A 26,208-nucleotide genomic window follows, 5' to 3' on the forward strand; every position below is an offset into this window, starting at 1 on the left:
CAAGCACGGGGTTTTTGCACAGAATACACACGGAGTTAATTAAAAATGGCACAAATCGAAGTCAAGGTCCCCCAACTGTCGGAATCGGTTGCTGAAGCGACCCTGCTGTCCTGGCACAAGAAGGTCGGCGAAGCCGTTTCGCGCGACGAGAACATGATCGACATCGAGACCGACAAGGTGGTCCTGGAACTGCCGGCCCCGGCCGCGGGCGTGATCGTCCAGCTGATCAAGGCCGACGGCGCGACCGTCGTCTCGGGCGAGACCATCGCCATCATCGATACCGAAGCATCGGCCCAGGCCAGCCCGATCGGCATCACCACGGCAGCCGTCCCGAACGCACCGGCCGCCGCCGCCGCACCGCAGGCATCCGCATCGACCGGCAGCAAGGGCGACGTCGCCATGCCGGCCGCCGCCAAGATCCTGGCCGACGCCAACCTGACCACCGCCGACGCCACCGGCACCGGCCGTGACGGCCGCGTGACCAAGGGCGACGCCCTGGCCGCCGTCGCCAACAAAGGCGCCGTCGCGCCGGCCGCTCCGGCTCCGCTGGCTGCCCCGGCCGCCAAGCCGGCCCTGCAGCAAGTTGCCGCACCGGCCCCGGCCAACCTGGGCGACCGTCCGGAAGAGCGCGTGCCGATGAGCCGCCTGCGCGCCCGTATCGCCGAGCGCCTGCTGCAGTCGCAACAGACCAACGCCATCCTGACCACGTTCAACGAAGTGAACATGGCTCCGGTCATGGAACTGCGTAACAAGTACAAGGACAAGTTCGAGAAGGAACACGGCGTCAAGCTGGGCTTCATGTCCTTCTTCGTCAAGGCCGCCGTTGCCGCCCTGAAGAAGTACCCGATCCTGAACGCCTCGGTCGACGGTAACGACATCATCTATCACGGCTACTTCGACATCGGTATCGCCGTCGGTTCGCCGCGTGGCCTGGTGGTGCCGATCCTGCGCAACGCCGACCAGATGTCGATCGCCGAGATCGAGAAGAAGATCGGCGAATTCGGCCAGAAAGCCAAGGACGGCAAGCTGACCCTGGAAGACCTGACCGGCGGTACCTTCTCGATCTCGAACGGCGGCGTGTTCGGTTCGATGCTGTCGACCCCGATCATCAACCCGCCGCAGTCGGCGATCCTGGGCGTGCACGCGACCAAGGACCGCGCCGTGGTCGAGAACGGCCAGATCGTGATCCGTCCGATGAACTACCTGGCAATGTCCTACGACCACCGCATCATCGACGGCCGCGAAGCCGTGCTGGGCCTGGTCGCGATGAAGGACGCGCTGGAAGATCCGGCCCGCCTGCTGCTGGACCTGTAATCGCCGTTCGGGAGGGCGCGCTGGCGCTGCCCTCGTGCTTTGTCTGATGGAAGGGTATCACCATGATTGCCGATGAAATCAAGCGCTTGCACGAGCTGCACCAGGCCGGCGCCCTGACCGACGCCGAATTCGAACAGGCCAAGGCGAAGATCCTGTCGTCCTCGACGGTGAACCTGAACAAGGGCGCCGCATCGAGCGCCGACGGCAGCTTTGCCGCGGAGCTCAACACCCTGCGCCGCTCGCGCACCGACCGCTGGATCGGCGGCGTGTGCGGCGGTCTGGCGCAGGTGTCGGGCGTGGATTCGTGGGTGTGGCGGCTGGTGTTCACGCTGTTCACCCTGACGTTCGGATTCGGGGCGGTGATTTATTTGCTGCTGTGGATCTTCGTACCGGAAGAATAATTCAACCGTCGTTCCCGCGAAGGCGGGAACCCAAGTTGGACGCGTAGCGGTAACGCTTGCAAACTTGGGCCCCCGCCTCCGCGGGGGCGACGGCATAAAAGGAATCGATAATGAGCAACGAAAAACAATTTGACGTCGTCGTGATCGGCGGCGGCCCCGGCGGCTATGTGGCCGCCATTCGCGCTGCCCAGCTGGGCTTCAAGGTCGCCTGCATCGACGAGGCGCAAAATGCCAAGGGCGGTCCGGCCCTGGGCGGCACCTGCACCAACGTCGGCTGCATCCCGTCGAAGGCGCTGCTGCAGTCGTCGGAGCACTTCGAGCATGCCGGCCACGGCTTCAAGGAACACGGCATCAATGTGTCGGGCCTGGAGCTGGACCTGGGCGCGATGCTGAAGCGTAAGGATGGCGTGGTCAAGGCCAACAACGACGGCATCGTCTACCTGTTCAAGAAGAACAAGGTCACCTTCTTCCACGGCCGCGGCACCCTGGCCGGCAAGGCGGGCGAAGGCTTCACGATCAACGTCTCGGGCACCACCACCGACAGCATCACCGCCAAGAACGTGATCGTCGCCACCGGCTCGAACCCGCGCGAACTGCCGGGCACCCCGTTCGACGAGAAGCTGGTCCTGTCGAACACCGGCGCGCTGGCCATCGACGCCGTGCCAAGCAAGCTGGGCGTGATCGGCGCCGGCGTGATCGGCCTGGAAATGGGTTCGGTGTGGCGCCGCCTGGGCGCGAAAGTCACCGTGCTGGAAGGCCTGCCGGCCTTCCTGGGCGCGGTCGACCAGCAGATCGCCAAGGAAGCGCAGAAGGCCTTCACCAAGCAGGGCCTGGAAATCCACCTCGGCGTTAAAATTGGCAACATCACCAAGGGCGACAACAGCGTCACCGTGGAATACGCTGATGCCAGCGGCGCCGCGCAGACCGCGACCTTCGACCGCCTGATCGTCTCGATCGGTCGCGTGCCGAACACCATCGGCCTGGGCTTCGAAAGCGTCGGCCTGCAGCTCGACGAGCGCGGCTTCATCGCCGTCGACGACGAGTGCCGCACCGGCGTGCCGGGCATCTGGGCGGTGGGCGACGTCGTGCGCGGCCCGATGCTGGCGCACAAGGCGGAAGAAGAGGGCGTCGCGGTTGCCGAGCGCATCGCCGGCCAGCATGGCCACGTCAACTTCAACACCATTCCGTGGGTGATCTACACCTCGCCGGAAATCGCCTGGGTCGGCCGCACCGAAGAGCAGCTGAAGAAGGACGGCGTCGCCTATAAAGCCGGCACCTTCCCGTTCATGGCCAACGGCCGTGCGCGCGCGCTGGGCGACACCACCGGCATGGTCAAGGTCATCGCCGATGCCGCCACCGACGAAATCCTGGGCGTGCACATCGTGGGCCCGGTCGCTTCCGAGCTGATCTCGGAAGCCGTGGTGGCGATGGAGTTCAAGGCGTCGGCCGAAGACATCGCCCGCATCTGCCACGCCCACCCGACCCTGTCCGAAGCGACCAAGGAAGCCGCGCTCGCCGTCGACAAGCGTTCGCTGAACTTCTAAGCAACACACGTGACGTGGGCAGCGTTGCGGGCATCCAGCCCGCAACGCTGCCCACGGTCCGTTAAACCATCGGTATTTCATGAACGTCCAAGAGTATTACCAGCACGCCCTCACCGAGCGCGGCTTCAAGTCCGATCCGGCCCAGCAGCGCGCGGTGGACCGACTCCAGCAGGCGTACGACGACTGGGTCCACTACAAGGCCCAGCGGTCGTCCGCTTTCAAGCGCCTGATCAACCGTCCCGAGGTGCCGACCGGCGTCTACATGTGGGGCGGAGTGGGGCGCGGCAAGTCCTTCCTGATGGACAGCTTCTATTCGGTGGTGCCGGTGGTGCGCAAGACGCGCCTGCACTTCCATGAATTCATGCGCGCCGTGCACCGCCAGCTCGACGAGCTGAAGGGCGTGGAAGATCCGCTGATCGAGGTGGCAAAACGCATCGCCAGGAAGTACCGCCTGATCTGCTTCGACGAATTCCACGTCAGCGACGTCGCCGACGCGATGATCATGTACAACCTGCTGTCCGCCCTGTTCGAGAACGGCGTGTCGTTCGTGATGACGTCGAACTACGATCCGGACAAGCTGTACCCGGACGGCCTGCACCGCGACCGCATGCTGCCCACCATCGCCCTGCTGAAGAACCGGCTGGACGTGATGAACGTCGACGCCGGCATCGACTACCGCCACCGCGCGCTGGAGCAGGTGCAGGCCTATTACACGCCGCTCGGCGCGGCCAGCGACCACCAGCTGCGCGACACCTGGGCCAAGGTCGCCGACACCGCCGACGAAGATCCGCGCGTGCACATCGAGCAGCGCGAGATCCGTGCGCTGCGCCGTGCCGGCGGCGCGATCTGGTTCGACTTCCACACCCTGTGCGGCGGCCCGCGCTCGCAGAACGACTACCTGGAGCTGGCCAGCCAGTTCCACACCGTGATCCTGTCCGGGGTGCCGCGCATGTCGGCGGCGATGTCGTCCGAGGCGCGCCGCTTCACCTGGCTGATCGACGTGTTCTACGACCACAAGGTCAAGCTGATCATGTCGGCCGAGGTGGCGCCGGAACAGCTGTACACCGAAGGCGCGATGTCGAACGAGTTCCATCGCACGGTCTCGCGTATCATTGAGATGCAATCGCGCGAATACATGCTGGCCGAGCGCCGCGGCGCCGCCGATTCGCTCGCCTGAGTCCCACCAAGAGGAAGACAAGATCACGATGAAACCTGTTCCGTCCATGTTCCTGCGCCGCGCCGGCGCCGCCGTCCAGGGCGCCCTGCTGTGCGCGCTGCTGGCCGCCTGCGCCGGCAACCGCCCGGCCCCGCGCGAAGTGCCGCCCCCGCCGGTCGCTTCCGTGGCCCAGGCCGACCAGCAGCTGGCCGAAGTGGCGCGCGAACGCGCCGCGATCGAGGCCCGCTATGCCGAGCGCGAACGGGTCTGCTACGACAAGTTCTTCGTGAACCGCTGCCTGGACGAAGCCAAGGAACGCCGCCGCAGCTCGCTCGCGGCCCAGCGCGCGATCGAGGTGCAGGCCGAACGCTTCAAGCGCCAGGCCGTGGTGGACGAGCGCGACCGCAAGCTGGCCGAAGCCGACCGGCGCTACCGCGAGGAGGAGGCGCGCCTGGCGGCCCAGCCGCCGCAGCCGACCCGCGCAGTGCAGGAAGCGCCGGCGCCGCGCGCGCCGACCGTGCCGGGCCGCGTGGCGGCGCGCGACGCGCGCCTGCAGGAGGCGAAGGCCAAGGAAGCCGCCGCAGCGCCGCAGCGCGCCAGGAACGTGCGCGACTTCGAGCGCCGCAAGGCCGAATCGGAAGAGCGCCAGCGCGAGGTCGCGCGCCGCAAGGCCGAGCGCGCCGCGAAGGCGGCCAAGAAGGCCGAGGAAGAAAAAGCGAAGGCAGCGAAGACGCCGGCCCCGCCGGCGCAATGACCGTCACACCGTCCGTTTCAGCTTCTGTACCTTGTAGCCGCCCGCATCCTGCGGCGGCGGCACTAGCTTGACGATCGCCATCGAGCAGTTGCCGCCCTTGCCCTCGGAGCGTTCGCCGGCTTTGTCGATCAGCATCTCGGCCGCCTGGCGCGGCGTCATCCTCGCGGTGGCGGCGCCCAGTTCGGCATCGGTGAAGAAATGCCACAGTCCGTCCGAGGCGAGCAGGAACACCTCGCCCGCGGCCAGGCCCGTGCGGTGGCCGACCGTCACGTAGGGATCCTTGCGGCTGTTGCCCATCACGTTCACCAGCAGCTTCGACTTGCGGTGGTTCCTGGCCGCATCAAGCGGCAGGCGCTCGCTCGACACCAGGTGCTCGACATAGGCGGCGTCGCCGGTGCGCGCCAGGCAGGCGCCGTCCTGGAAGTGGTAGAGGCGGGAGTCGCCGACATGCGCCCACACCGCCTCGCCATGCGGCGACAGCAGCAGCCCCACGAAGCTGGCATGCATTTCGACCCCGGCGGCCACGGCGTTCATCTTGATGACCATGTGGGTCTCCTGCACGATGTCGTGCAGCAGCGCTTCCAGGCGCTCGACGCCGGGATGGTCGCCAGGCTTGAACAGGTCGAACACGTGCATGGCCGTATGCAGCACCTGCTCGGATGCCGCGGCCCCGCCGATGCCGTCGGACAGCACCGCCAGCACGTATCCGGGCGCGCGCGCGCCCGTCATCAGCGCGACCCGATCGTTCTGCTGCGGCCGATTGCCGATGTGCTGCGCGGTTCCCGCTTCTATCTTGTATTGACTCATAAACGTGGCTTTCCGATACCGGCTTGCTGAACTTTGTTGGCGGCAACGTCAGCGTAGATTAAACTATGCACTGGTTTGCACAACTGTTGCAAGCCGTAACAATAAATCGCGTCCTCCCACCCCGGCTTCAGCCCTCAACTTCGGAAATGCCCAACATGATCGACGTCCAGGAGATCCAGCGCCGTATTATTGAACTCGACGTGGAACACCGCGACCTCGACGCTGTCATAGACATGCTGACCCGTGACGGCCATTCCGACCAGCTACAATTACGCCGCCTGAAGAAGCGCAAGCTGCAGCTGAAAGACCATATCACCTTGCTGAAAATGCAGTTGGTGCCGGACGTGCCGGCGTAAGCTGGCTGTTTTACCCTTTCCCACGACTTTGACCGATCACCTGCCCATGCCCGGCCCCGATGCCGAGGCCATTCCTGCCGACGCCCCCGCAGCCTCGTCCGCCGAGTCCGCCGCCGAGCCCGCTGCGCCTGTTGCGCCGGGCAAGTACGACGCCGAGGTCGACCGCATCTTCGGCGCCGGCGGCCCGCTCGCGCCCGCCGTCGGCAGCTTCCGTCCGCGCCAGTCGCAGACCGAGATGGCGAAGGCGATCGCCGACGCGATCGGCAGCCAGGGCACGCTCATCGCCGAGGCCGGCACAGGCACGGGCAAGACCTTCGCCTACCTGGTCCCGGCGCTGCTGTGGGGCGGCAAGACCATCATCTCGACCGGCACCAAGAACCTGCAGGACCAGCTGTTCTCGCGCGACATCCCGAACGTGCGCGCGGCCCTGCGCGCGCCGGTCTCGGTGGCCCTGCTGAAGGGCCGCGCCAACTACGTCTGCCATTACCACCTGGAGCGCACGCTGCAGAACGGGCGCCTGACCTCGCGCGACGACGTCGGCCACCTGCGCGAGATTTCGCGCTTCATCAAGATGAGCAACTCGGGCGACAAGGCCGAACTGGCCAAGGTCCCGGAAACCGCCTCGGTGTGGAACCTGGTCACCTCGACGCGCGAGAACTGCGTCGGTCAGGAATGCCAGTATTACCAGGACTGCTTCGTGATGAAGGCGCGCCGCGAAGCCCAGCAGGCCGACGTGGTCGTGGTCAACCACCACCTGTTCTTCGCCGACGTGGCCCTGAAGGAGGGCGGCATGGCCGAGCTGCTACCGTCCGCGAACACCATCGTGTTCGACGAGGCGCACCAGCTGCCCGAAGTCGCCACGCTGTTCTTCGGCACCACGGTCTCGACCTCGCAGGTGCTGGAACTATGCCGCGACGTGCTGGCCGAGGGCCTGGCGCATGCGCGCGGCGGCCCGGACTGGGCCAAGGTCGTGATGGTGGTCGAGAAGGCCGCGCGCGACCTGCGCCTGACCTTCCCGGAAGGCGGCACCCGCCTGTCCCTGCCGCAGATCCCGCCGAGCTCGGACTTCTTCCCGGCGCTGGAAAAGCTCAAGGAAGAGCTGGAAGGCATGGTCGACGTGCTCGAGGAGCAGGCCGAACGCGCCGAGACGATCGAGCAGTGCCGCGTGCGCGCGGTCGAGATGCTGGAGAACTTCAAGGCCTGGAAGCCGGCGCCGGTCAAGAGAGACCCGAAGGAAAAGGACTACAGCGAATTCGGCGGCGCCGACGCCGTGCTGTGGGTCGAGGCCTTCTCGTCCTCGCTGCAGCTGCACAAGACGCCGCTGTCGATCGCGCCGATCTTCGCCGGCCAGCGCGCAGGGACGCCCCGCAGCTGGATCTTCACCTCGGCGACCCTGGCGGTGAAGAACGATTTCAAGCATTTCACGTCGCAGATGGGCATGACCGGCGAGCCGGCGCGCACCTGGCCCAGCCCCTTCAATTACCAGGAGCAGGGCATCCTGTACGTGCCGACCGGCCTGCCGGAACCGAACACGATGGGCTATACCGACGCCGTGGTGGACATGGCGCTGCCCGTCATCGAAGCGGCCGGCGGCCGCTGCTTCTTCCTGTGCACGACGATCCGCGCCGTGAACCGCGTGGCCGAGCGCCTGCGCGAAGAATTCGCCGCGCGCGGCCTGGAGTTCCCGCTGTTCGTACAGGGCGAACGCGGACGCACCGAGCTGCTGGATTCCTTCCGCAACGCCGGCAACGCCGTGCTGGTGGGCAGCCAGAGCTTCTGGGAAGGTGTGGACGTGCGCGGCGAGGCGCTGTCGCTGGTCATCATCGACAAGCTGCCGTTCGCCCCGCCGGACGATCCGGTGCTGGCGGCGCGCATCGAAGTCATGGAAAAGAAGGGCATGAACGGTTTCGTCCACCACACGCTGCCGGAGGCCATCATCAACCTGAAGCAGGGCGCCGGACGCCTGATCCGCGACGTCGACGACCGCGGCGTGCTGATGCTGTGCGACCCGCGCGTGATCAGCAAGCCCTACGGCCGCCGCATCTGGCAGAGCCTGCCGCCGTTCCGGCGTACGCGGGTGCAGGCGGACGTGATCGAGTTCTTCAAGCAGCCGAAGCCGGACGCGTGAGGCAAGCCGTCCCGCGGCCGTCCTAGAACAGCGAGCCGGTCTCCGGTACCACCACCTTCTTCGCTTTCGGCGCCGCCGGCGCCGCCCAGGCCTTCATCCGCTCGGCCGGATAATGGCGCAGGAAGCTGCGCGCCAGTTCCGGATCGCGGCAGGCCAGCCAGGCGTCCACGTCTTCGGGCGGCAGCACCACCAGCGAGCGCTTCTCGTCGCCCGGCTTGTGGAAGCGCTTCATTAGCGGATGCTCGTCGGCGTTGATGGTGATCTGGGTGAAGGAGGCGCCGACATTGCCGTCGCTTTCCTTCCACTCGCGCCACAATCCGGCGACGAAGAAAAGGCTGTCGTCCCGCATGCCGATGCCGAAGCGCTCGGCTTTCCCGCTCTCGTAATTCGGCTCGAAGAAACAGGTCATCGGCACCGCGCACAGCTGCGTGCGGTGCCAGGCCTGCGCGAACGAGCGCCGCTCGCCGATCGACTCGGCGCGCGCATTCATCGTATCGAAGACTTTCACGCCGGCCGGGATGTGGCGGCGCGGGACCATGCCGTAGCTGGCCAGGCTCAGCATGCGCTGGTTGTGCGCGTCCGAGCGCACGATGGGCGCCAGGTAGTCTTTCCAGGTCTCGGTTGGCCAGTCCCAGTCGCGATACAGGTCGACCAGGGTGCCGAGCACCATGTCCAGTTGTTCGGGGAGGGGAGGGCGGTAATTGACGCACATGGCGCCATCATAGCAGCACCCGCGGCCGGCGGAAAAAAGGGATAGGCAGACTCAGCCGCTTCGGGTATCTTGTCGAAACTTTCCGCCTGTGCAACTTTGTTGCCGATTACCGCCAAGGAGTATCTATCGATGAATGAATTGGTCAACGCCATCAACGGCTACGTCTGGAGTCCGGCCCTGATTGCCCTGTGCCTGGGCACCGGGCTGTATTTTTCGGTCCGTTCGCGCTTCCTGCAAGTGCGGCACATGCGCGAAATGACGCGGTTGATGATGGAAGGGAAGAGCTCAGACCAGGGCGTGTCCTCGTTCCAGGCGCTGGCGATGACGCTGGCCGGCCGGGTCGGCACCGGCAACATCGCCGGCGTCGCCACCGCGATCACCTTCGGCGGCCCCGGCGCCGTGTTCTGGATGTGGGCGGTGGCCTTCCTGGGCGCCAGCTCGGCCTTCGTCGAATCGACCCTGGGCCAGGTCTACAAGGAACAGATCAACCGCGAATACCGCGGCGGCCCGGCCTTCTACATCGAGAAGGGCCTGGGCGTGAAATGGTATGCCTGGCTGTTCGCGGTCGTGACCGTGGTGGCCACCGGCCTGCTGCTGCCCGGCGTGCAGGCGAATTCGATCGCCGACGGCCTCAAGACCGCGGTCGGCATCGACCCGAACGTCACCGCCGCCGGCCTGGCGATCGTGCTCGGCTTCATCATCTTCGGCGGCGTCAAGCGCATCGCGCACTTCGCCGAAATCGTCGTGCCCTTCATGGCGCTGGCCTACATCATCGTGGCGGTGGTGATCATCTTCCTGAACATCGGCCAGCTGCCGCATGTCATGAAGCTGATCTTCAGCTCGGCCTTCGGGACCGATGCGGCCTTCGGCGCCATCCTCGGCATGGCGATCCAGTGGGGCGTCAAGCGCGGCGTGTATTCGAACGAGGCGGGCCAGGGCACCGGCCCGCACGCATCCTCGGCCGCCGAAGTCAGCCACCCGGCCAAGCAGGGCCTGGTGCAGGGCTTCTCGGTCTACATCGACACCCTGTTCGTGTGCTCGGCCACCGCCTTCATGCTGCTGATTACCGGCCAGTACAACGTCGAGCGCGCCGACGGCAGCCACATCTACCAGGGCGTGCAGGGCGTGGCGGCCGGCCCCGGCTACGTGCAGACCGCGCTGGAAAACGTGCTGCCGGGCTTCGGCTCGATCTTCGTCGCGCTGGCGCTGCTGTTCTTCGCCTTCACGACCATCGTCGCGTACTACTACATCGCCGAAACCAATATCGCCTACCTCAACCGCCACACGCCGCGCCCGTGGGTGAACTTCCTGCTGAAGGTGGCGATCATCGGCGCGACCGTGTACGGCACCGTCAAGACGGCCGACGTGGCCTGGGCGCTGGGCGACCTCGGCGTCGGCCTGATGGCCTGGCTGAACATCGTCGCCATCCTGCTGATGCGTAACACCGCCTTCAAGTGCCTGCGCGACTACGAGGCGCAGAAGGCGGCCGGCAAGGATCCGGAATTCGATCCGGTGGCGCTGGGCATCGGCAATGCGCACTACTGGGAAAAGCGCGCCGCCGAGCTGCGCGCGCGCGAGCGCGAGGTGGCGTGACCCTGGCCCGAGCTCAGGGCTTGAGGGCGCGGACCTGGGCCAGCACCTCGTCCACGCGCCCTTCGTTGACCAGTTCCGCCGGCGTCCTGCCGCCCAGGGCCGCCAGCGGCGCTTCCATCCAGCTGCTCGCCGCATCGTCGCTGCCCAGCACCGCGCGCACCGCGTGCATCGCCGTGTAGTAGGCCCGGGCCTTGCGCGACTGCTGCTCGAAGCGGGCGCGCAGGGCGGCCAGGCCGTCCGGATTCAGTTGTCCATCCTTGCTCATGCCGTTTCTCCCGGTACGATCACGACCTTGCCCGTGACCTTGCGCTGCGCCATGTCGTTCAGGGCCTGCGCGGTGTCGGCCAGCGCATAGCGGCGCGACACCAGCGGGCGCAGTTTTCCTTCCGTCATCCAGCCCAGCATCTGGCGCATCGCCGCCTGGTTCGCCTGCGGCTCGCGGCGCACGAAGTCGCCCCAGAACACGCCGACCACCGAGGCGCCCTTCAGCAGCATCAGGTTCCACGGCAGCTTCGGGATCTCGCCGTTGGCGAAGCCGACCACCAGGTGGCGCCCGCGCCAGGCGATCGAGCGCAGCGCCGGCTCGCTGTACACGCCGCCGACCGGATCGTAGACCACGTCCGGGCCCTTGCCCCCGGTCGCGGCCTTGAGGGCTTCGCGCAGGTCTTCCTTCGTGTAGTCGATCAGCAGGTCGGCGCCGTGGGCCTTGCATACCGCCAGTTTTCCAGGACTGGAGGCGGCCGCGATCACGCGCGCGCCGAGCGCCTTGCCGATCTCGATCGCCGCCAGGCCGACCCCGCCGGCCGCGCCCAGCACCAGCATGGTCTCGCCGGGCTGCAGGGCGCCGCGGTCGACGATCGCGTGGTGCGAGGTGCCGTAGGTCAGGGTGATGGCGGCGGCGACCTCGAAGTCCATCCCGGGCGGCATCGGCATCAGCATCCCGGCTGGCGCCAGGGCCTGTTCCGCGAAGGCGCCGGTGCGGGTGAAGCCGATCACGCGGTCGCCCGGCCGGTAGGCCGTGACGCCGTCGCCGACCGCGCGCACGATGCCGGCGAACTCGTTGCCCGGGGTGAAGGGCAGCTCGGGCTTCACCTGGTATTTGCCCTGCACGGTCAGCACGTCCGGGAAGTTCACCCCGGCCGCCTTGACGTCGACCACCACCTGGCCCGCCGCGGGGACCGGGTCCGCCACGTCTTCCACCACCAGGCTGCCCGGTGGTCCCCATGCCTTGCACACGACGGCTTTCATCGCTTTCTCCTCGCTTTTTCCTGGCTGTTGCCGAATTCGAAACCGGGATTATGCCGCATGACCGTTCCGCCGAGTCCGGCAGGGCGCTTGTGCTTCCACAACATGCATCATGCATGGCTTGTTAGAGTCTGCTGGTCCGCTGCCGGTGGCAGTGATTGAACCCTGCTAGGGGAGAGCAATGGCGATCCGTTACGGCTGTTTTTTCAGCTATGCCCATGGGCGGCATGAGCTCATGCAGCGCTTCAAGGCGACGCTGGCCGACGCCCTGCGCTGCTACCTGGAGCCGTATTTCGACAACGAAGACGAGCTGTTCGTCGATGTCGAGCAGCTCGGCGGCGGGGACGACCTCGACCGCAAGATCGCCCGCGCGATGTGCGAGAGCGTGTGCATGATCCTGATCTACACCCCGAAGTACGAAGCCCACGCCTACACGCGGCGCGAATACGCGGCCATGCGCCAGCTCGAAATCGAGCGCAGCCGGTGGTACGCGCTGCCGAGCCACCTGATCATCCCCGTCATCATGACCCGGCATCCCGACCAGCTGCCGCCGCAGATCACCGAAGCCAGCTTCTACGTCGATTTTTCCCGCTTCACGATGGCGACTGGCGACCTGAAATCGAATCCCGAATTCCTGCCGGACATCGACAAGATGGTCCGGCGCATCGTCGCCCATTACCAGTGCCTGAAAAAATCCATGCCGCCGGGGCATGACTGCAACCAATTCGTGCTCCCCGATGTCCCACCCCCGTGGCGCGAGATAACGGATACCACCTTTCCCAAAAAATGAGGAGCAATATGAATACCGACCGCATCACCGCTGCGCCGGCCCTTGACGGCGAGGTGACGACGTTTTATGCCTACGATGGCGCGGGCGCGCGTAGTCGCGCGCTTGCTCATGCCGCATGGCTATTGTCTGGACGCAATCACGGCAAGACGCCGGTGCTGATGATCGACTGGGACCTCGAAGGCCCGGGCCTGCACCATTATTTCGCCGGCGACCAGCCGCACGGCGAGCGCCAGGGCGTGCTCGAGCTGTTCGAAGCCTGCCGCGCGCGCCTGGAGGTGCTCGGGCGCGCGCCGGCCGACGAAGCCCCGGCGCTGGCCGAACGCGTGCTCGACGAGCTCGACTGGGACAGCTACCTCGAACGGATCGACGACAGCCGGCCGCTGTACCTGATGCGCGCCGGCCGCTTCGACGACAGCTACGGCGAGCGGGTCGACCGGCTCGACTGGGACGCGCTGTTCTGCGCCTGCCCGGCGCTGTTCCGCAGCTTCGCCGCCCACCTGACGCGGCGCTTCGCCCATGTGCTGGTCGATTGCCGCAGCGGGCGCTCGGCCGCCACCAGCGTCTGCACGGCGCTGTTGCCCGACAAGATGGTGGGCCTGTTCACGCCGGAACCGCGCAGCCTGGAAGGCCTGGACGGGGTCGTCCGGCGCGCGCTCGACTACCGCTGCAGCCACGAGGACGAGCAGCGGCCCTTGCTGGTCTATCCGCTGCCGATCCCGCCGGGCGGCGCGGTCGAGGCGCGCCTGGGCTGGCGCCACGGCGACGAACGCCGCAGCCAGCCGGGCTACCAGGCAGCGCTCGAAAAGCTGCTGGGCGAATGCTACGGCCTGGCCGGCGTCGCCCTCGACAGCTATCTCGACGAAGTCCAGTTGCCCCAGGCCACACTGGGCGAGGCAGCGGCGCCGCCTCGCGCGTGCGGCGCCGAGCGCGACCGGCTGGGCCCGGTGCGCAGCATCGAAACCCTGCTCGAGTGGATGGAGCCGGGGCATTTCCCATGGCGGCCGCTGGCCGAAGTGCGCCTGGTGCAGGCGGTCGCGGCGCTGCGCGAGCGCGCCGGCGATACCCAGGCGCCGCCGCTGGCGCGCGAACTGGCGCGCCTGGGCCAGCTCTACCTGGGCCAGCAGGGCGACGAGATCGAGGCCGCGCGCCGGCTCGAACAGCACGTGATCGCCCTGGAAGAGGGTTTGCACGCCATGGAAGAGGGGCGGCGAGCCGTTCGCAGCTGAGTTTGAAACCGGGGCCGCCACCGTGCCTGGTGTGGCGCATGCGCGACGGCAGGCCGCGCCGCCGCCGGTCGCGGCGGGATGCCGATCGTCCCGATGAGCAATAAATGTGCAGCCAAAGGCGTCGATCTGGCCGTTGCTTCAGGTAAAATCGCACGCATGCGAATCCTTATCAGTAACGACGACGGCTATCTCGCTCCTGGTATCCAGGCGCTGGCCGACGCGCTCGCCGCGGTCGCCGACATCGTGGTGGTCGCTCCCGACAGCAATCGCTCGGGGGCCTCCAACTCGCTGTCGCTCGACCGGCCGCTGTCGGTGTCGAAAGCTGCGAACGGTTTCTATTTTGTCAATGGCACGCCGACCGACTGCGTGCACATCGCGCTGACGGGCATGCTCGACCAGCGTCCCGACCTGGTCGTGTCCGGCATCAACAACGGCCAGAACATGGGGGACGACACCCTGTATTCGGGGACGGTGGCGGCCGCGACCGAGGCTTACCTGTTCGGCATCCCGGCGATCGCCTTTTCCCAGGTCCACGGCGGCTGGTCCGAGGTCGAGTCCGCCGCGCGCGTGGCCAGCGACATCGTGCTGCGCCGCTTCGAGACGCTGGAAGCGCCGTTCCTGCTGAACGTAAACATCCCGAACCTGCCTTACGAGCAGATGGGCCCGCTGACCGCGACCCGCCTGGGGCGCCGCCACCAGTCCGAGCCGGTGATCCGCGGCCAGGATCCGCGCGGCCGCGAGATCTTCTGGATCGGCGCGCCAGGGGCCTGCCGCGATGCCGGCGAGGGCACCGATTTCCACGCCACCAGCCAGGGGCGGGTGTCGATCACGCCGCTGCAGGTCGACCTGACCCACCGCGAACAGCTGGCCTCCTTGCGAGGGTGGCTGGAATGAGCGAAAAGCGCAGCAATTTTCCCTTGCCGCTGTCGTCAGTGACGGGCGCAAGCACCCGGAAGCCTGCTGCGCCGGCGCCGGTGGCGACGCCGCAGACCGCGACCCAGAACGCACGCACCAGCCAGGGCCAGCAGCCGCCAGCGCCGCGTCCGGCAGCGCCCGGCGTAGCCCAGGCCGGCCAGCCCCAGCAGACCCTGGCGCGCTCCGCGCTGGCCGCCACCGAGGCGCCCCGGCGCGCGATGACGGCCTATGTCGCCAGGCAGGGCGTCAAGGATCCGCAGGTGCTGGCGGCGCTGGAAACCGTGCCGCGCCACATGTTCATCGAGCCGGCCCTGTCGAGCCAGGCCTATGCCGACGTCTCCTTGCCGATCGGTCATAACCAGACGATTTCCCAGCCCTACATCGTGGCCCGGATGATCGAGTTGCTCAAGGGGAGCGGCCAACCCTTGCGTCGCGTGCTCGAGATCGGCACCGGTTGCGGCTACCAGGCCGCGGTGCTGTCCTGCGTGGCCCAGGAGGTGTATTCGATCGAGCGCATCAAGCCGCTGCACGAGCTGGCCAAGGCCAACCTGCGGCCCTTGCGCATTCCTAATCTGCGCTTGCACTATGGAGATGGTATGCTTGGGCTGCCGCAGGTGGCGCCCTTCGATGGCATCATCCTGGCGGCGGCCGGTCTCGAGGTGCCGCGCGCACTGCTCGAGCAACTGGCCATCGGCGCCCGGCTGGTGGCGCCCGTCGGCGCCCAGGTCCAGCATCTGCAGCGCATCACCCGCACCGGCAAATCGGAATGGACCAGCGAAACGCTGGAAGCCTGCCATTTTGTCCCGCTGCGGCCAGGCATCGTCTGAGAATGCCAGAAAGTCGTAACAGAATTAGATGAGAATGAAACCAACAACCCGCTTAGCCCTGTTGACCGTCAGTATCGTGCTGAGCGCGTGCAGCACTCCCAGCCGCCAGGCACCCGTGATCGACCGTCCGGCCCCGGCCGCCGCCAACAAGACGCCGCGCCCCCAGCATCCGGTTGCCCCGGCGCCGGCCGCCGAGGACACGAAGGCCGATGCGCGCGGCAGCTATACCGTGCGCAAGGGCGATACCCTGCTGCGCATCGCGCTCGACGTCGGCCAGAACTACCGCGACCTGGTGGCCTGGAACAACCTGGCCGATCCGGACGACATCAAGGTCGGCCAGGTGCTGCGCGTGGCGCCGCCGGATCGTAACGGCAACAGCGCCGTCGCCGGCACCAACCCGATCGTCATGCCGGGCGCCGAGAAGCCGGCCGCCGTGCCGAAGAAGACCGTGCCGCGTGGCGACAAGAAGCCGTACACCGAATCGAACCTGGCGGATGCCCAGAAGGACGACAACCCGACCGTGAATCCGAAGGCGGTCGAGCGCCCGAGCGCCGGCCTGGCTGCCGGCAGCACGGTCACCGCCAACGACGACGAAAAGCTGAGCTGGATGTGGCCGTCCGACGGCAGGATCATCGCCACCTTCGACGAAGGCAAGAACAAGGGCATCGACATCGCGGGCAAACTCGGCCAGCAGGTGATGGCCGCCGGTTCCGGTAAGGTGATGTACGCGGGCAGCGGCATCCGCGGATATGGTAATCTCGTGATTGTTAAGCACAGCAACAGCCTGCTGTCGGCATACGCGCACAATCGTGCGATCGTGGTCAAAGAGGGTCAGAGCGTGACCAAGGGCCAGGTGATCGCCGAGATGGGCGATTCCGATGCCGACACGGTCAAACTGCATTTCGAGATACGCCAGCAGGGCAAGCCGGTCGACCCGTCGAAGTTCCTGCCCAGTCGTTAGCGAGGACCAATGACGCTGCCGCCCGACCCGTTGGACCAGGAAATGCCGGACAATGGGCCGGAGGAGGTGCCGGAGGACGCGCTGGGCGACGGCGATTTCGGCTCCGGGGGCGAGCGCGCGACGCTGCTGGACGAAGGTCCCGCGGCTCCGGTCGAAGCCGTGGATGAGCTCAAGAGCGTGCTGCAGGCCGAGCTCTCCACCGACACCACCCAGTACTACCTGAACCGGATCGGCACCAAGCCCCTGCTCGGCGCCGAGCAGGAGGCGCATTACGCGACCCTGGCCAAGGCAGGAGATTTTGCCGCTCGGCAAAAAATGATCGAGCATAACCTGCGCCTGGTGGTCTCGATCGCGAAGCACTACATCAACCGCGGCGTGGTCCTGCTCGACCTGATCGAGGAGGGCAACATCGGCCTGATGCGGGCGATCGACAAGTTCGAGCCGGAGCGCGGCTTCCGTTTCTCCACCTACGCGACCTGGTGGATCCGCCAGAGCATCGAGCGCGCCATCATGAACCAGGCCCGCACCGTGCGCCTGCCGGTGCACATGGTGCGCGAGCTGAACCAGGTGCTGCGCGCCAAGTATCACCTCGAAGCCCAGCACCACGACGGCAAGGAAGCCAGCGCCGAGGACATCGCCAGCCTGGTCGGGCGCCCGGTGGAAGAGGTGCAGGACATCCTGGCCCTGTCCGAGCACGCGACCTCGCTCGACGCCCCGCTCGACAACGATCCGCAGACCAGCCTGATGGACATGCTGCCGGACGAAGGCGACGTCAGCCCCGACATGCGCGCCGAGCACCACGAGATGACCGTGCTGGTGCGCGACTGGCTGCAGAAGCTGCCGGACAAGCAGCGCGTGGTCGTGATGCGCCGCTTCGGCCTCGACAACGACGACCCGGCCACCCTCGAAACCCTGGCCGAGGAGATGGGCGTGACGCGCGAGCGGGTGCGCCAGATCCAGCAGGAAGCCCTCGTCAAGCTGAAGCGGGCCATGGCTGCCCGTGGCGTGGTGCGCGATTCCTTGCTATGATGTTCGGCTGATCTGCCGTCGTTCTCATTTTTTCCGTCATCCCCGCGCAGGCGGGGATCCAAGTTCGCAGAGCAGTACTAACGTTTGCGTCGGCTCCGCCCCGGACTTGGATTCCCGCCTTCGCGGGAATGACGTGCTTGAGCACGTGTCCTCGTTCTACATCCTCCTCAGACCATGCAAGAAACCTTCATCAACATCAAATCCCTCGACATGGACGCGCGCGGCGTCGGCCACCTGGAGAACGAGGACGGTTCGCCGGGCAAGGTGATCTTCGTCGAAGGCGCGCTGCCGGGCGAGCGGGTCAGCTTCGAGACCCTGCGCAAGAAGAAGAACTGGGAATCGGGCCGCATGGTCACCCTGCAGAAGGCATCCAGCATGCGGGTCGAGCCGAAGTGTCCGCACTTCTGGCATTGCGGCGGCTGCTCGATGCAGCACCTGGAACCCTCGGCCCAGGTCGCGATGAAGCAGCGCGTGCTCGAAGATAACCTCTGGCACATCGGCAAGACCAGGGCCGAGAACATCATGCGCCCGATGTACGGCCCGACCTGGGGCTACCGCTACCGCGCCCGCCTGTCGGTGCGCCATGTGGCGAAGAAGGGCGGGATGCTGGTCGGCTTCCACGAGCGCCACTCCAGCTACGTGGCAGACATGACCAGCTGCGAGATCGTGCCGCCGCACGTCTCGAAGATGCTGGTGCCGCTGCGCGAGCTGGTGGGCAGCCTGTCGATCTACCAGCAGATGCCGCAGATCGAGCTTGCCGTGGGCGAGGAAAGCACCGTGCTGGTGCTGCGCATCATGGCGCCGCTGAGCGCCAACGACGAGAAGCTGGTCAAGGCCTTCGCCGACCAGTGGAACGTCGAGTGGTGGCTGCAGCCGAAGGGCCCGGATACCGCCTATCCCTACTACCCCAGGAAAAAAGAACTGTATTACACGCTGCCGGAATTCGGCATCAGGATGCCGTTCAAGCCGACCGACTTCACCCAGGTGAACCACCAGATCAACCGCCTGCTGGTGCACAAGGCGCTGGGCCTGCTGCAGGTGGAACCGGGCGACCGCGTGGCCGACCTGTTCTGCGGCCTCGGCAACTTCACGCTGCCGCTGGCGACCCAGGCGCGCGAAGTGGTCGGCATCGAAGGCAGCACCGCACTGACCACGCGCGCGCTGGAAAATGCGCGCGCCAACGGCCTGGACGCGAAGACCAGCTTCTCGACGCGCAACCTGTTCGAAGTGACCAGGGATGACCTGGTTGCGCTGGGCAAGTTCGACCGCATGCTGGTCGACCCGCCGCGCGACGGCGCGGTCGCGCTGGCCGTCGCCCTGGCCGAGCTGCGCCTGACGCATCCGGAACTGATGCCGAAGCGGATCGTGTACGTGTCGTGCAGCCCGTCGACGCTGGCGCGCGACGCCGGCATCCTGACCCACCGCGCCGGCTACAGGATGTCGAAGGCGGGCGTGGCGAACATGTTCCCGCACACCTCGCACGTGGAGTCGATCGGGGTGTTCGACCTGGTCGAGGATTTCGTGCCGCGGGAATTCCAGGTGCACGAGCAGGAGTAGGGTGGGCACCCCGTGCCCACGCGTGACGCCGGCATAACGCGAACGTCACGCGTGGGCGGAGGGCCGCCCACCCTACCTGGCAACCTTGGTCAACGCCCCCAGCAACTCCTCCGCATCCACCGGCTTGACGAAATAACGGTCGAAGCCGGCCTCCTCGGCGTCGATCCGGTCCGAGCTCTGTCCATATCCCGAGATCGCCATCAGCACCGCCTGTTCCGTCCCTGGCAGCTTGCGCAGGCGGCGCGCCAGTTCGACGCCGCTCATGCCGGGCAGGCCGATGTCGAGCAGGAAGACGTCGTAGCGTTCGCCGGCGGCGCGCGCCAGCGCATCGTGCGGGTCGTGCACCACCGTCACCGCATGGCCGCTGGCCTCGAGCAGCAGGCCCAGGGTCATGGCCGCATCCTCGTTGTCGTCCACCAGCAGCAGCTTCAGGCCCTGCTTGCCTTCGGCCGCGGCTGCGGGCGGGGCGGCCAGCGCGCCGGCGCATGCCGCCGGGGCGTGCAGGCGCGGCAGGCGCACCGTGAATTCGGTGCCCATGTTGCGGCCCTCGCTGGCCGCCGTCACCATCCCGCCGTGCAGCTCGACCAGGCTCTTGACCAGCGCCAGGCCCAGGCCCAGGCCGCCCTGCGAGCGGTCGGGGGTGCGCTCGGCCTGCGAGAACAGGTCGAACACGGTCGGCAGCAGGTCGGCGGCGATGCCGATGCCGTTGTCCTTCACGCTGACCAGGACATGGTCGGCGGTGGCGCCCATCCACACGCCCAGCCTGCCGCCTTCCGGGGTGTACTTGGCGGCGTTGTTGAGCAGGTTGGCCACCACCTGCACCAGGCGCTTGTAGTCGCCTTCGACGATCGCCGGGCCGGTCTCCGGCGCCAGCTGCAGCTCGAGCTGGTGGCGGCGCGACTCGATCAGCGGGCGCACCTGCTCGACCGCGTCGTCGATCACGCGCCGCAGGTCGACCTCGTCGCGCGCCAGCACCACCAGGCCGCGCGTCACGCGCGAGACGTCCAGCAGGTCGTCGATCAGGCCGGTCATGTGCGCCACCTGGCGCGCGATGATGGCGCTGGTGCGCTCCACCCGGCCGCTGTCGGGCGGGCCCATGTTCAGCAGCTGGGCGGCGGCCGAGATCGGCGCCAGCGGATTCCTCAGCTCGTGCGCCAGCATCGCCAGGAATTCGTCCTTGCGGCGGTCGGCCAGGCGCAGCGCTTCCTCCGCGCGCACGCGCTCGAGCGCGCTCCAGGAGCGTTCGGCGACGTCTTCGATCAGGCGCACGATGTCGGCGCTCCAGACCCGCGGCAGGTTGTCGTTGATGAACAGGCAGGTGGTCAGGGCGCCGTTGTGGTGCACCGGCACCACCACGCAGGAACGGACCTGCAGCGCGGCGAAGGTCGGCCAGGTGTCCGGGCCGCCGGTGCGCGGGTCGCGCTGGACGTCGCTGGCCACGCAGGTGGCGCCCTGGGCCAGCGCGACGAAGTTGGGGGCGCCGAACAGGGCGGCCGGGAAGGTGCCGTTCAGCTCCGTCACCATGCCGTCGGTGTAGTTCGAATGGAAGGTGACCAGCTGGCGGTCGGCATCGTACTCGCCGTACATGACCCGGCTCACCTGCAGGAAGCGGCCCAGCATGGCGCTGGTCTGGACGAAGATCTGGGCCGGGTCGTCGAGGCGGCGCAGCAGGTCGGCCAGCTCGAGGCGGAATTCGTTCATGTCGAGCAGCGTGGTCTGGCGCGCCACGGCGTTGCGCAGGGCCTGCTCGGCGGTCAGCCGGTCCAGCGCTTCCCAGCTGCGCTCGGCGATGTCGGCGGCCAGCTTGCATTCCTCCTCGTCCCAGCCGCGTTCGCTGCTGGCGTAACCGACCAGGGCCGCCTGCAGCTGGCCGCGGCGCAGGCGCGGCAGCGCCAGGATCGCGCGCGCGCCGGCCGCCGCGTAGCGTTCGCCGCGCTCGGCCAGGCGCGGGTCGCTGGTGGTGTCGCGGATCGCCAGCGGCGCGCCGGTGTGCAGCAGGGCCAGCGCCGCCGGGCCGAAATCCTTGATGCGGGCGCGCCGTCCGGCCAGCGCGGCGGCGCCGTCGCGGGCCCAGTCGTGCACGACCTCGAAGCCGGCCCCGGTGCCGTCGCCCTCGACGTAGCAGGCGTGGTCGAGCTCGAGGTGCTTGCCGAGCATGGCGCAGGCGCATTCGACGATGTCGGAAGGATGGTGCAGGCGGCGCAGGCTGTCGACCACCTGCAGCTGCACCGCATGGCGGCGCTCGAGCTGCACGCGCGGGGTGGTTTCGCTGACCACGCACAGGAAGCCGCGCACCGCGCCGGCGCTGTCGCGCACCGGGGAGTACGCCAGCGTGAACCAGCCGTGGTAGGGCTTGCCGGCGCGCCGGATCGTGCGCGGCACGTCTTCGCCATAGGTGGAGTGGCCGCCCAGGGCGCGATCGGCCAGGACCTTCATGCCTGCCCACTGCTCGGCCCAGACTTCGGTCACCGGCGCACCCAGGGTGGAGGGATGGCGGCCGTCGAGCAGGGAGATATAGGCCGCGTTGTACAGCATGGTCAGCCTGGGGCCCCAGGCAATGTACATCGGGAATTCCGATTCGAGGATCAGGCTGACGGCGTTGCGCAATGCCGGATCCCATTGGTCGGGCGAACCGAGGGGCGAGCCCGCCCAGTCATGGAGATGGTATCCGGCGCGCACGGCGCCGGAGGTGTCGAGGAGATGAAAGTCGCGCGTAGCCGCTTCCATGCTGATCGCCTTCGAGTCCGAAAGTGGTCATTCTATGCGCAAATGAATAGGCTGGATCGCGGCTGAGAAAAAATACATTTTCCGGCAAAAAAGCGACATTTCTTTGCCGGATCGCACTATTTCCTCTTGGAACTTCGCTTAAAACTTGGCCCTTACCCCGAACACCAGGTTGCGGCCGGGCAGCGGCGAAATGTCCTTCAGCAGGGAGGTCGACAGGCGGATATCCTGGTTCAGCAGGTTCTTCGCCAGCAGGAACCAGGTCAGGTCGGTCGCCGCCAGCTTCTGGGTGTAGGAGACATTGGCGTCGACCAGGTTATAGGCCGGGGTCGGCGTGCTCTCGAAGCCGGCCAGCCGGTCCTGGCCGCGCGCATGGGTCCAGGACAGCCCGGCGCGCCAGTCCGCCTGGCGGTAGCCGACGCTGGCGCCGATGCGGTCGGCCGGCTGCAGCGGCAGGTTGTCGCCGCGATCGAGCTTGCCGCGCGAGCCGTCGGCGAACAGGCGGCCGTTCCAGCCCATGCCCAGCTGGTTCCAGGTCAGCTCCGCTTCCGCGCCCTGGATGTGGGCCGGCGCCTGCTGGAACAGGCGCTGGCGGAATTCGCCGCCCGCATTGCCTTCCTCGTCGAGCGCCAGGTCGGTGATGTGGCCGTAGATGAAGTCCGACACATTGTTGCGGAACAGGTTGGCCTTCCAGCGCAGCAGGCCGCTGGTCTTCTCCAGCGACAGCTCGATATTGCGCGAGACTTCCTTCTTCAGGTTGGCATCGCCGACGTCGAAGGTCAGCGTGGCATCGTGCGGGCCGCCCGAGTACAGCTCGTCGGTGGACGGCGCGCGCTGGGCGTAGGACAGCGTGGCGCCGGCCGCATAGCCCTTCATGAAGGGCCACTGGGCGCCGACCGAGCCGGAGCCGAGGTTGAAGCTGCGTTCCACGTTGCCGACCGGTTCGCGGCGCACGTGTTCGTAGCGCGCGCCGGCGTTCAGGCGTACCGGTCCGATGGACGTTTCCTCGACCAGGAAGGCGGCGCTCGAGGTCGAGTGGGTGACCGGCACGGTGTCCGGGCCGCCGGCCGCCGAGAGCGCCGAGAAGTGCGTGTTCTCGGTCTGCGCGCCGAAGGTGCCGTGGAATCCGCCCAGCGGCTTGTGGGTCAGCTCCAGGCGCGACTCGAACGAGCGGTTGCTGAAGATGACTTCGGGGGCCAGGTCCTCGCCCAGCTCGGCGTGGCGGTAGTCGGTGAAGCCGGCCTTGAAACGGGCCGACTCGAAGCCCTCGAAGGGCGCGTGCACCAGGCTGTCGATGTCGTAGCGGTTCTGGCGCTGGTCGATGCGCGAGGCGTCAAGCGTCGGGATGCCGTAGTTGTTCGACAGGTGGTTGGCCGACACGCCCACATAGCCCCAGTCGCGGATGTAGGAGGCGCCGGCGCCGATGCTGCGCTCGCTGGTGTCGCTGTCCGGCAGGCGGCCGCTGGCGCTGGATGGATCGTTCAGCACGCGGTTGCCGGGGATCTTGTAGTCGGAGGTGTCGCGCCAGTTGCCGTCGATGTGCAGGCCGACGTGGCCGACCGCGCCATCCATCGAGCCGGAGACGTTGCGGCCGTTGTCGACGCTGCTGTAGCGGGTCTCGACCTGGCCGGTGGGCTTGTCCTCGAGCGCGGTCGGGATGCGCTCGTTGACGACGTTGACCAGGCCGCCGATCGCGCCGGAGCCGTACAGCAGGGCGGCGGGGCCGCGCAGGATCTCGATCTGGCGCGCCACCGCGCCTTCGGAGGCGACCGCGTGGTCGTTCGACAGGCCGGACACGTCCGAGGTCGCCATGCCGTTTTCCAGCATCTTGACGCGCGAGCCTTCCATGCCGCGGATGATCGGGCGCGAAGCGCCTGCGCCGAAGGCGGAGGCGGACACGCCCAGCTCGTTCTGCAGGGTCTCGCCGAGCGAGCTGCCGACCTTGTCGCGCAGCTCGTCGCCGGCCAGCACCTTGGCCGGCGTCAGGATCTGGTCGCCTTCGCCATTGCGCAGCGGATTGGCGGTGACGACCACTTGCTGGACCTTGCCTTCATTGACGACCTGGCCGCCGTCGGGCGTGCCTTGCGCTTGCGCGAAAGCGGGAGCGTAGGCGAACAGGATCGCGCTGGCGGCCAGCGTCGGTTGCATCTTTTTCATTGTAAAACCTCGAGCGAATGGATAACGGTGCGCGCTGCCGGGCTGTTGGAAAGGGCCGGCAGGGCGGGTGGAACGGGTTGGCGTTATCAGGCTCGGGGCGGGCCGCGCTGCTGGAACGGGCAGGCCGCCAGCAGGCAGATGCCGGGCGTCGGCGGGAGGCTGGGAACCGCGTACGCGAGCGCGGCGGGGATGAATTGCCGGACCGTGGCCGGCAGCGCGAATGCGACCTGGGCGCTGGCGGCGCACTGGCCGCACTGTTCGTGCAGGCCCGGCTTGGACGGCTTGCCGCCGTCGTCGCTGTCGTCGGCGCTGGGGTTGTCGGTACTCTGCTGGACCAGCGATTCCTGGACGTCGGTCCAGTGCGAGTAGGCGTGGCCGAGCGACAGCTGCTGGGAAACGAGCAGCAGCAGCGAGAGTAAAACGTGGACCAGGCTACGTGACATCCTGTTATTGTACAAAAAAACCGGCCCGCAGGCCGGTCTTCGGAAGGGCGCCTTCGAATCAGTCGCGGTCGCCGAAGCCGATGCCCAGCAGCTGCAGCAGGGCGGTGAAGATGTTGTACAGGTCCAGGTAGATCGACAGGGTGGCGGTGATGTAGTTGGTTTCGCCGCCATTGACGACGCGCTGGACGTCGTAGATCAGCCAGGCCGAGAAGATGCCCATCGCCAGCACCAGCACGACCAGGTGCAGCGCGGCCAGGTGCAGGAAGATGTTGGCCACCGAGGCCAGGAGCAGCACGATGGTGCCGGCGAACAGCCAGCTGCCCATGCCCGAGAAATCGCGCTTGGACACCGTTGCCACCGTCGCCATCGCCGCGAACACGGCCGCGGTGCCGCCGAAGGCGCCCATGATCAGCGCGCCGCCGTTGGCGAAGCCCAGGGTATAGCGCAGCAGCGGGGTCAGCATCAGGCCCATGAAGAAGGTGAAGCCCAGCAGCACCGGCACGCCGGCCGCGGAGTTCTTGGTTTTCTCGATCGCGAAGATGAAGCCGAAGGCGATCGCGAAGAACAGCAGGAAACCGAGGCCGCCGCCCATGATCGGCAGGCGCGCCTGGATGCCGATGAAGGCGCCCAGCACGGTCGGGATCATCGACAGCGCGAGCAGCCAGTAGGTATTGCGCAGGACGCGGTGACGCGAGGCCTGGATGGCCGAGGTGTCGTAGGTTTTCTGCAGGCTAGGGATCATGATGCCTCCGTTGGAAAGATGTTTTGGACTTGCTCCCCATATGGGGACGGTCCCGCGATTCAACAGCCGCCCCGGCGCGGATTAAGCATCCGCTAAGCCGGCCGCCGGGCCCGCCGAATCGACGGGGACTTGATTGTTGCCACTGTATCACTTTGGCGGCCATCGCCGCAATATCGGCCAGCCTGCGGATGTATGGTAAAATCGAAGGTTGATTGAGTTCCGATGTTCTCGCGAATTTCTTTATCTAAACCTTTATTTTCATTGGAGTTTACATGGCAATCGAACGCACCCTGTCGATCATCAAGCCCGACGCAGTTGCAAAAAACGTGATCGGTCAAATCTATAGCCGCTTCGAAGGCGCTGGCCTGAAGATCGTCGCTGCCCGCATGGCCCAGCTGTCGCGCGCCGAAGCGGAAGGCTTCTACGCCGTCCACAAGGAGCGTCCGTTCTTCAAGGACCTGGTCGACTTCATGGTGTCGGGCCCGGTCATGATCCAGGTGCTGGAAGGCGAGAACGCGATTGCCAAGAACCGCGAACTGATGGGCGCCACCGACCCGAAGAAGGCCGACAAGGGCACCATCCGCGCCGACTTCGCCGACTCGATCGACGCCAACGCCGTGCACGGCTCGGACGCTGCCGAAACCGCAGCTGTCGAGATCGCCTACTACTTCCCGGCGCTGAACGTCTACTCGCGTTAATCAAGGCCGCGAATCGCGGCCGTAGCCCCCGCGCAGGCGGGGGGCAAGATGTAATAACGCGAAATTTTTTCGCGCTTCGCCGGTCTGCTGCGTTAAGCTGCATACCGACCGTATTACCCCGCTCGCCGC

24 protein-coding genes are annotated in these 26,208 nt (G+C 67.1%); 16 read left to right on the forward strand and 8 right to left on the reverse strand.

Features of this window, described 5'->3' with window-relative positions; all coding sequences use genetic code 11:
• Positions 1–45 precede the first annotated feature (45 nt).
• The 5 genes from odhB to AC3A6M_RS15735 all read left to right on the forward strand — a co-directional run bounded on the left by odhB (position 46) and on the right by AC3A6M_RS15735 (position 5,169).
• Positions 46–1,314: a 2-oxoglutarate dehydrogenase complex dihydrolipoyllysine-residue succinyltransferase gene (gene odhB, locus AC3A6M_RS15715; protein WP_487853655.1), complete on the forward strand. Its 1,269-nt coding sequence runs from the start codon at positions 46–48 to the stop codon at positions 1,312–1,314.
• Positions 1,315–1,376: 62 nt separating this feature from the next.
• Positions 1,377–1,715, forward strand: a complete 339-nt coding sequence (locus AC3A6M_RS15720; RefSeq protein ID WP_487853656.1) for a PspC domain-containing protein — start codon at positions 1,377–1,379, stop codon at positions 1,713–1,715.
• Positions 1,716–1,825: 110 nt separating this feature from the next.
• Positions 1,826–3,259 carry a dihydrolipoyl dehydrogenase gene (lpdA, locus tag AC3A6M_RS15725; RefSeq protein WP_487853657.1) on the forward strand — a complete coding sequence of 478 codons (1,434 nt, stop codon included), beginning with the start codon at positions 1,826–1,828 and terminating at the stop codon, positions 3,257–3,259.
• A gap of 79 nt (positions 3,260–3,338) precedes the next feature.
• Positions 3,339–4,436 carry a cell division protein ZapE gene (gene zapE / locus AC3A6M_RS15730; protein ID WP_487853658.1) on the forward strand — a complete coding sequence of 366 codons (1,098 nt, stop codon included), beginning with the start codon at positions 3,339–3,341 and terminating at the stop codon, positions 4,434–4,436.
• Positions 4,437–4,464: 28 nt separating this feature from the next.
• A complete protein-coding gene (locus AC3A6M_RS15735) occupies positions 4,465–5,169 on the forward strand; it encodes a hypothetical protein (RefSeq protein ID WP_487853659.1) in 705 nt (234 codons plus the stop codon).
• 3 nt (positions 5,170–5,172) lie between these two features.
• Here AC3A6M_RS15735 and AC3A6M_RS15740 read toward each other — a convergent pair whose 3' ends face one another.
• Positions 5,173–5,976 (reverse strand): PP2C family protein-serine/threonine phosphatase, encoded by an 804-nt coding sequence (locus AC3A6M_RS15740; RefSeq protein WP_487853660.1) that lies wholly within the window; start codon positions 5,974–5,976, stop codon positions 5,173–5,175.
• Positions 5,977–6,131: 155 nt separating this feature from the next.
• On the opposite strand from AC3A6M_RS15740, the gene AC3A6M_RS15745 reads away from it, so the two are divergent.
• Positions 6,132–6,332 carry a YdcH family protein gene (locus AC3A6M_RS15745; RefSeq protein WP_258847070.1) on the forward strand — a complete coding sequence of 67 codons (201 nt, stop codon included), beginning with the start codon at positions 6,132–6,134 and terminating at the stop codon, positions 6,330–6,332.
• A gap of 46 nt (positions 6,333–6,378) precedes the next feature.
• Entirely contained in the window at positions 6,379–8,460 is a 2,082-nt protein-coding gene (gene yoaA, locus AC3A6M_RS15750; protein WP_487853661.1) for a DNA repair helicase YoaA, read from the forward strand.
• 22 nt (positions 8,461–8,482) lie between these two features.
• Here yoaA and AC3A6M_RS15755 read toward each other — a convergent pair whose 3' ends face one another.
• Entirely contained in the window at positions 8,483–9,172 is a 690-nt protein-coding gene (locus tag AC3A6M_RS15755) for an SOS response-associated peptidase (RefSeq protein WP_487853662.1), read from the reverse strand.
• A gap of 129 nt (positions 9,173–9,301) precedes the next feature.
• On the opposite strand from AC3A6M_RS15755, the gene AC3A6M_RS15760 reads away from it, so the two are divergent.
• A complete protein-coding gene (locus AC3A6M_RS15760) occupies positions 9,302–10,765 on the forward strand; it encodes an alanine/glycine:cation symporter family protein (RefSeq protein WP_487853663.1) in 1,464 nt (487 codons plus the stop codon).
• Positions 10,766–10,778: 13 nt separating this feature from the next.
• Here AC3A6M_RS15760 and AC3A6M_RS15765 read toward each other — a convergent pair whose 3' ends face one another.
• Positions 10,779–11,030, reverse strand: a complete 252-nt coding sequence (locus AC3A6M_RS15765; protein ID WP_487853664.1) for an MbcA/ParS/Xre antitoxin family protein — start codon at positions 11,028–11,030, stop codon at positions 10,779–10,781.
• Positions 11,027–12,013: an NADPH:quinone oxidoreductase family protein gene (locus AC3A6M_RS15770; protein WP_487853665.1), complete on the reverse strand. Its 987-nt coding sequence runs from the start codon at positions 12,011–12,013 to the stop codon at positions 11,027–11,029. The genes AC3A6M_RS15765 and AC3A6M_RS15770 overlap by 4 nt, the downstream gene beginning before the upstream one ends.
• Before the next feature lie 178 nt (positions 12,014–12,191).
• On the opposite strand from AC3A6M_RS15770, the gene AC3A6M_RS15775 reads away from it, so the two are divergent.
• From AC3A6M_RS15775 to rlmD, 7 genes are all read left to right on the forward strand, one after another.
• A complete protein-coding gene (locus AC3A6M_RS15775) occupies positions 12,192–12,800 on the forward strand; it encodes a toll/interleukin-1 receptor domain-containing protein (protein ID WP_487853666.1) in 609 nt (202 codons plus the stop codon).
• 8 nt (positions 12,801–12,808) lie between these two features.
• Positions 12,809–14,026, forward strand: a complete 1,218-nt coding sequence (locus tag AC3A6M_RS15780) for a hypothetical protein (RefSeq protein ID WP_487853667.1) — start codon at positions 12,809–12,811, stop codon at positions 14,024–14,026.
• Between the two features lie 156 nt (positions 14,027–14,182).
• Entirely contained in the window at positions 14,183–14,920 is a 738-nt protein-coding gene (surE, locus tag AC3A6M_RS15785) for a 5'/3'-nucleotidase SurE (RefSeq protein WP_487853668.1), read from the forward strand.
• Positions 14,917–15,768 carry a protein-L-isoaspartate(D-aspartate) O-methyltransferase gene (locus AC3A6M_RS15790; RefSeq protein WP_487853669.1) on the forward strand — a complete coding sequence of 284 codons (852 nt, stop codon included), beginning with the start codon at positions 14,917–14,919 and terminating at the stop codon, positions 15,766–15,768. The genes surE and AC3A6M_RS15790 overlap by 4 nt, the downstream gene beginning before the upstream one ends.
• A gap of 34 nt (positions 15,769–15,802) precedes the next feature.
• Positions 15,803–16,729 (forward strand): peptidoglycan DD-metalloendopeptidase family protein, encoded by a 927-nt coding sequence (locus AC3A6M_RS15795; protein WP_487853670.1) that lies wholly within the window; start codon positions 15,803–15,805, stop codon positions 16,727–16,729.
• 9 nt (positions 16,730–16,738) lie between these two features.
• On the forward strand, positions 16,739–17,758 hold the full coding sequence (gene rpoS / locus AC3A6M_RS15800) for an RNA polymerase sigma factor RpoS (RefSeq protein ID WP_487853671.1): 1,020 nt from the start codon (positions 16,739–16,741) through the stop codon (positions 17,756–17,758).
• A 174-nt stretch (positions 17,759–17,932) separates the two neighbouring features.
• On the forward strand, positions 17,933–19,315 hold the full coding sequence (rlmD, locus tag AC3A6M_RS15805; RefSeq protein WP_487853672.1) for a 23S rRNA (uracil(1939)-C(5))-methyltransferase RlmD: 1,383 nt from the start codon (positions 17,933–17,935) through the stop codon (positions 19,313–19,315).
• A 72-nt stretch (positions 19,316–19,387) separates the two neighbouring features.
• Here rlmD and AC3A6M_RS15810 read toward each other — a convergent pair whose 3' ends face one another.
• The 4 genes from AC3A6M_RS15810 to AC3A6M_RS15825 form a co-directional block, all read right to left on the reverse strand.
• The gene (locus tag AC3A6M_RS15810) at positions 19,388–22,042 is read right to left on the reverse strand and encodes a hybrid sensor histidine kinase/response regulator (RefSeq protein WP_487853673.1); all 2,655 of its coding nucleotides are present in this window, start codon (positions 22,040–22,042) and stop codon (positions 19,388–19,390) included.
• A gap of 138 nt (positions 22,043–22,180) precedes the next feature.
• On the reverse strand, positions 22,181–24,196 hold the full coding sequence (locus AC3A6M_RS15815) for a TonB-dependent receptor (RefSeq protein ID WP_487853674.1): 2,016 nt from the start codon (positions 24,194–24,196) through the stop codon (positions 22,181–22,183).
• A gap of 86 nt (positions 24,197–24,282) precedes the next feature.
• Entirely contained in the window at positions 24,283–24,639 is a 357-nt protein-coding gene (locus tag AC3A6M_RS15820; RefSeq protein ID WP_487853675.1) for a DUF2946 family protein, read from the reverse strand.
• A 58-nt stretch (positions 24,640–24,697) separates the two neighbouring features.
• A complete protein-coding gene (locus AC3A6M_RS15825) occupies positions 24,698–25,381 on the reverse strand; it encodes a Bax inhibitor-1 family protein (RefSeq protein ID WP_487853676.1) in 684 nt (227 codons plus the stop codon).
• A 272-nt stretch (positions 25,382–25,653) separates the two neighbouring features.
• Between AC3A6M_RS15825 and ndk the strand changes: the two genes are divergently transcribed.
• Positions 25,654–26,079 carry a nucleoside-diphosphate kinase gene (ndk, locus tag AC3A6M_RS15830; protein ID WP_036240108.1) on the forward strand — a complete coding sequence of 142 codons (426 nt, stop codon included), beginning with the start codon at positions 25,654–25,656 and terminating at the stop codon, positions 26,077–26,079.
• Positions 26,080–26,208 lie beyond the last annotated feature (129 nt).

The sequence above is a fragment of the Telluria sp. Soil_C_11 genome (genome assembly GCF_057657395.1).

Bases quoted from the DNA above. Each gene is read 5' to 3' on its own strand.
- AC3A6M_RS15735 (WP_487853659.1), top strand. From the start codon at position 4,465: ATGAAACCTGTTCCGTCCATGTTCCTGCGCCGCGCCGGCGCCGCCGTC.
- rlmD (WP_487853672.1), top strand. From the start codon at position 17,933: ATGCAAGAAACCTTCATCAACATCAAATCCCTCGACATGGACGCGCGC.
- lpdA (WP_487853657.1), top strand. From the start codon at position 1,826: ATGAGCAACGAAAAACAATTTGACGTCGTCGTGATCGGCGGCGGCCCC.
- AC3A6M_RS15825 (WP_487853676.1), bottom strand. From the start codon at position 25,381: ATGATCCCTAGCCTGCAGAAAACCTACGACACCTCGGCCATCCAGGCC.
- AC3A6M_RS15745 (WP_258847070.1), top strand. From the start codon at position 6,132: ATGATCGACGTCCAGGAGATCCAGCGCCGTATTATTGAACTCGACGTG.
- ndk (WP_036240108.1), top strand. From the start codon at position 25,654: ATGGCAATCGAACGCACCCTGTCGATCATCAAGCCCGACGCAGTTGCA.
- AC3A6M_RS15815 (WP_487853674.1), bottom strand. From the start codon at position 24,196: ATGAAAAAGATGCAACCGACGCTGGCCGCCAGCGCGATCCTGTTCGCC.
- AC3A6M_RS15760 (WP_487853663.1), top strand. From the start codon at position 9,302: ATGAATGAATTGGTCAACGCCATCAACGGCTACGTCTGGAGTCCGGCC.
- AC3A6M_RS15765 (WP_487853664.1), bottom strand. From the start codon at position 11,030: ATGAGCAAGGATGGACAACTGAATCCGGACGGCCTGGCCGCCCTGCGC.
- AC3A6M_RS15790 (WP_487853669.1), top strand. From the start codon at position 14,917: ATGAGCGAAAAGCGCAGCAATTTTCCCTTGCCGCTGTCGTCAGTGACG.
- AC3A6M_RS15820 (WP_487853675.1), bottom strand. From the start codon at position 24,639: ATGTCACGTAGCCTGGTCCACGTTTTACTCTCGCTGCTGCTGCTCGTT.
- AC3A6M_RS15770 (WP_487853665.1), bottom strand. From the start codon at position 12,013: ATGAAAGCCGTCGTGTGCAAGGCATGGGGACCACCGGGCAGCCTGGTG.
- rpoS (WP_487853671.1), top strand. From the start codon at position 16,739: ATGACGCTGCCGCCCGACCCGTTGGACCAGGAAATGCCGGACAATGGG.
- AC3A6M_RS15755 (WP_487853662.1), bottom strand. From the start codon at position 9,172: ATGTGCGTCAATTACCGCCCTCCCCTCCCCGAACAACTGGACATGGTG.
- odhB (WP_487853655.1), top strand. From the start codon at position 46: ATGGCACAAATCGAAGTCAAGGTCCCCCAACTGTCGGAATCGGTTGCT.
- AC3A6M_RS15740 (WP_487853660.1), bottom strand. From the start codon at position 5,976: ATGAGTCAATACAAGATAGAAGCGGGAACCGCGCAGCACATCGGCAAT.
- AC3A6M_RS15775 (WP_487853666.1), top strand. From the start codon at position 12,192: ATGGCGATCCGTTACGGCTGTTTTTTCAGCTATGCCCATGGGCGGCAT.
- AC3A6M_RS15795 (WP_487853670.1), top strand. From the start codon at position 15,803: ATGAAACCAACAACCCGCTTAGCCCTGTTGACCGTCAGTATCGTGCTG.
- AC3A6M_RS15720 (WP_487853656.1), top strand. From the start codon at position 1,377: ATGATTGCCGATGAAATCAAGCGCTTGCACGAGCTGCACCAGGCCGGC.
- surE (WP_487853668.1), top strand. From the start codon at position 14,183: ATGCGAATCCTTATCAGTAACGACGACGGCTATCTCGCTCCTGGTATC.
- yoaA (WP_487853661.1), top strand. From the start codon at position 6,379: ATGCCCGGCCCCGATGCCGAGGCCATTCCTGCCGACGCCCCCGCAGCC.
- zapE (WP_487853658.1), top strand. From the start codon at position 3,339: ATGAACGTCCAAGAGTATTACCAGCACGCCCTCACCGAGCGCGGCTTC.
- AC3A6M_RS15780 (WP_487853667.1), top strand. From the start codon at position 12,809: ATGAATACCGACCGCATCACCGCTGCGCCGGCCCTTGACGGCGAGGTG.
- AC3A6M_RS15810 (WP_487853673.1), bottom strand. From the start codon at position 22,042: ATGGAAGCGGCTACGCGCGACTTTCATCTCCTCGACACCTCCGGCGCC.